Below are 4,000 nucleotides of genomic sequence, written 5' to 3' on the forward strand. Positions count from 1 at the left end.
GTCGACTGGCCGGAGAGCACGCGCTCCAGAGCCGCCTTGCGCTCCTGCTCCTGCTGCTTGCTGAACGGACCCTCGAGGTCGTGGTCGACATGGGTTTCATCCGAGTACAGATCAGAACGCGCAGCAGGGTGAGACACTTGGTCATGACGAGTAACGTGCGCTACGGCACTTGTTGAAGCCATCGCAGTGCATGCAGTGATGGCCACGACCAACGCCGCCGTCTTTACAGCCCTTCTCTGGTTGATCACAGACGAAAACCCCCTCCGGCGTGCCACGCGGGCACGGAAATTCAGGCGCGCGCCGCGCGCGTACCAACTGACTAAAGTTGTCCTCATTCGACAGTCCACGGACACAACTTGGGTGAGTAAATCTCGCTCATTTATCCGCGGATCACTGAGGGGCATAAGAGAGCCCCGGCCTCGTGCGCCACAGCTTTGCGGTCTGAAAGACGCCCTGATGGATGGATCCGGGCTCACACCTGTGATCAGCCGGCCCGTCCCTGCCGGTCGGCACGGGGTGTTTGCGCAATCCGGAGCTTACCGGCATGCCCGAACCGGCACGGACGAGCTCGTTCAAGCAACTTACCGCCAATCTCAAGGAGTTACGTGAGCAGGGACGGCTCGAGCAACGAGAAGGTGAGCGCATCCGCGCTCGCGGCGCAGGAGCGCAAGACAGGCTGACCAGGCTCACAGAGCCCTAGCCACCGAGCTCTACCTGCGCAAACTCGGCACCCGAGACCTCTCTCCAAGCTCTTCGGAGTAAACGGCAGCACTCTCATCAGAGCCGTTCACCTGGTTGATCGCGGCGGTGGAAGCGAGGACGGCGCCGTGGCGGGTGACGATAAGGACTCGGAAGGCCTCGCGCTCTCCTCGGAGCCTCGGCTGGATGAGGTGTTCGCTGACCAGGGCTTCCTTGGCTGCCCGGATGGCGTCAATCATGTCGGTCTTGCGACCGCCGCGGACCGCTGGCCGCTTGGGACGCAGTACTTCGACGACCTGTTCGCCAGCTTGGTCCAGGAAGGCGGCCAGACCGGCTCCGTAACTACCGACCCCTTCGAGAGCCCAGCATCGGCGGCCGGGAACATGCTGGCGGGCGAAGTCCAGCAGGCGCTGGTAGCCCCGTGCGTTCGCGGGGGCATCGGTGGTGGCAGTGACGGCACCGATGGGGCTGACCGCGGCTGCGGCGAGGGTGTCCCGGTGGGTGTCGATGCCGATGACGCCATCGACACGTTCTGCGAGCATGGTCACGCGGTGGTTCTCCTTCAAGAGCTGGGCGACCGTGGTCGGCGCCGGCCTGGGTGGAGTCACCGCGTGGCAGAACTGTGATGAGTCACGTCGAAATGGCGGACAAGCTGCTGATCAAGCCAACGGGGTGGGCCAGGCCGACGCCGACGTCCAGTAGACATCTCGGGGGCACGGCAGGCTCTGACGAGCCGCCAATTACCTTGCGCGTCATACCGGAACGTCAACGCCAGCCTGGCAGCAACCCATCCCGCGCCGCAGGCCGACTATCACAGTTACCTTCTTCGCGGCCCCGCAAATGGGGCGCCGGGCCTCCGGAGTTGGCATGACTTTCTCCCCCTGTCGAACGCATGGCCTGGGGGGTGGTGTCACCGGCTCCGGAGGCATCGACAGACCGCTGATTAGGGGCATGACCACCGACCTTTCCGCAGGTCGGGAGGCTCTTCGTAATGTGGATGTGGCGATCGGTGCCGTGGCACGGCCGGGCAGGGACGACCGGAGGACGCACGTGATCGACGTCAGCGACATCAGTGTCTTCCTCGGCCTGGACGTCGGCAAGGGCGAACACCACGCCACTGCCGTCACCCCGGCCGGGAAGAAGGCCTTCGACAAGCGGCTGCCCAACAGCGAACCCAAGCTCCGCGAGGTCTTCGGCAAGCTGCAGGCCAAGCACGGAACCGTGCTCGTGGTGGTCGACCAGCCGGCCTCCATCGGGGCCCTGCCCTCGGCGGTCGCCCGGGACATGGGCTGCCCGGTCGCCTATCTGCCCGGACTGACAATGCGGCGGATCGCGGACCTCTACCCAGGCGAGGCCAAGACCGACGCCCGCGACGCCTTCGTCATCGCCGACGCGGCCCGCTTCATGCCGCACACCCTCCGCTCGGTCGATCTCGAAGACGAGACGATCGCCGAGCTGGAGATGATCGTGGGCTTCGACGACGACCTGGCCGTTGAAGCAACGAGGATCAGCAACCGGCTGCGGGGCCTGCTGACACAGATCCACCCGTCGCTGGAACGGGAGCTGGGCCCGCGAGTGCAGCACCCGGCGGTGCTCAGGCTTTTCCACCAGTTCGGCTCCCCTGCCCAGATCCGCAAGGCCGGACGCCGACGGCTCGTGACGTTGATACGCCCGAAAGCACCACGGATGGCCGAGCGACTGATCGAGGACATCCTCACCGCCCTGGACGAACAGACCGTCCTCGTTCCTGGCACGGACGCGGCCGCGCTGATCGTCCCCAGCCTCGCCAACTCGCTGCAGGCAGTGCTTGACCAGCGGAAACTCCTCGCCGCCCGGATCGAGGACCTGCTGGAGAGCCACCCTCTTTCCAAGGTCCTGACGTCCATACCGGGGATCGGCGTCAGGACCGGAGCACGGATCCTCATCCCCGTCGGCGACGGCACTTCGTTCCCGTCCGCCACCCACCTCGCCGCCTACGCCGGCCTCGCCCCGGCGACCCGCAGCTCGGGCTCCTCGATCCGGGGCGAACAACCTCCCGCCGCGGAAACAAGCAGCTCAAACGGGTCTTCTTCCTGTCCGCGTTCGCGGCTCTGGCCGACCCGACGTCCCTGGCCTACTACGACAAGAAGATCAGCCAGGGCAAGCACCACACTCAAGCCCTCCTCTGCCTCGCCAGACGCCGAGCCGACGTGCTCTTCGCGATGCTCCGCGACGGCACCTTCTACGAACCCCAACCCGCCCCAACGGGTTGACGAAACCCATAGAATCCGCCCCTAGCGCACCTACACCATTCCACCCTCGACAGTCAGGTTCCGCACGCCTGCTGACGTCACCTCGTTCCTCGCGAACAGCAAGCCCACGGAGATCAAGTCAGCATGCTGAATCTCTGCGAGCCCTTACGGCCTCGTGTGAGATTGGCATGGGGTCGTGCCGGGGTAGCGGCTGACGTCGTGATCACGTCTGTGTGGCAGGCGGTGCGAGTGTTTTGTTGTGTTGGGTTGTTCGCTGATCGGATTGGTGTCGCCGACGCACCTGATGATGTCAGGGAGGTTGTCGCAGCGGGTGTGGTGTCGGCCCAGAAGGTCCTGGGGCACCGAGCGCCGAACAGCGAGGCCGAGCTGCTGGATTTGATCCGTGACGTGCTGGCACTGGCAGGCGGGTGCGAGGTGACGTGAGCAGTCGACTTGAACGCCGGGGGCCGCGCTGCTGATTGCCCTGCTGAACCAACGACAACCAGCGGCTGCTCCACATCCCCAGCCGGACCGGACCGTCCACCACGCTTCCAGCTCCTATCGTGGTGACGGCCAAACGGACGCGAAGGACGATTTCGTCCTCGCAGACCAAGCACGCATGCGCCGCGACCTGCAGCCCCTGCAGAAGCAGGACGAGAACGCCATCGACCTGCGGATCCTCACCGCCCGGCTACGACCTCACAGCCGACCGCACAAGGGCCATAAACCGGCTCTGCGCAGATGCCGGAGTACTCCCCCGCTCTGGAGCGCGCCTTCGACTACTGCACCTCCAAGCCACCCTCCTCCTGCCGACCGGCCACCAGACCCCGGCCACCCAGCGCCGGATCGTCCTAAACCGTTGCGACGTCGCTGAAGAACCGCAAGGCCAGAGGCGCCCAAGCAGGGCCGCAGCCGCGCCAGGACGTGCACTGCCTACCGCCATCCCGGCGAGAAGACGGCCGCCGCCGCGGTGCACTGAAGTTTCCCCGTGATCCTGGACACGATCTTGTTATGCCGCGAGGGCGTGTTGTTGATGCCGTCGGGTCTCGGACGGGGTGAGGTAGCCGAAG

4 pseudogenes are annotated in these 4,000 nt (G+C 65.6%); 3 read left to right on the top strand and 1 reads right to left on the bottom strand.

Features of this window, described 5'->3' with window-relative positions:
* Positions 1-520: 520 nt before the first annotated feature.
* A pseudogene (locus ABZ532_RS31305) lies at positions 521-791 on the top strand (ISAzo13 family transposase); the annotation flags it as partial.
* Between the two features lie 57 nt (positions 792-848).
* Here ABZ532_RS31305 and ABZ532_RS31310 read toward each other — a convergent pair.
* Positions 849-1,241 (bottom strand): annotated as a pseudogene (locus ABZ532_RS31310) (transposase); the annotation flags it as partial.
* Between the two features lie 508 nt (positions 1,242-1,749).
* Here ABZ532_RS31310 and ABZ532_RS31315 point away from each other — a divergent pair.
* A pseudogene (locus tag ABZ532_RS31315) lies at positions 1,750-2,951 on the top strand (IS110 family transposase).
* Positions 2,952-3,272: 321 nt separating this feature from the next.
* Positions 3,273-3,655: pseudogene (locus tag ABZ532_RS31320) on the top strand (transposase); the annotation flags it as partial.
* Positions 3,656-4,000 lie beyond the last annotated feature (345 nt).

The organism is Streptomyces sp. NPDC019396 (genome assembly GCF_040632375.1).
Lineage (GTDB): Bacteria > Actinomycetota > Actinomycetes > Streptomycetales > Streptomycetaceae > Streptomyces.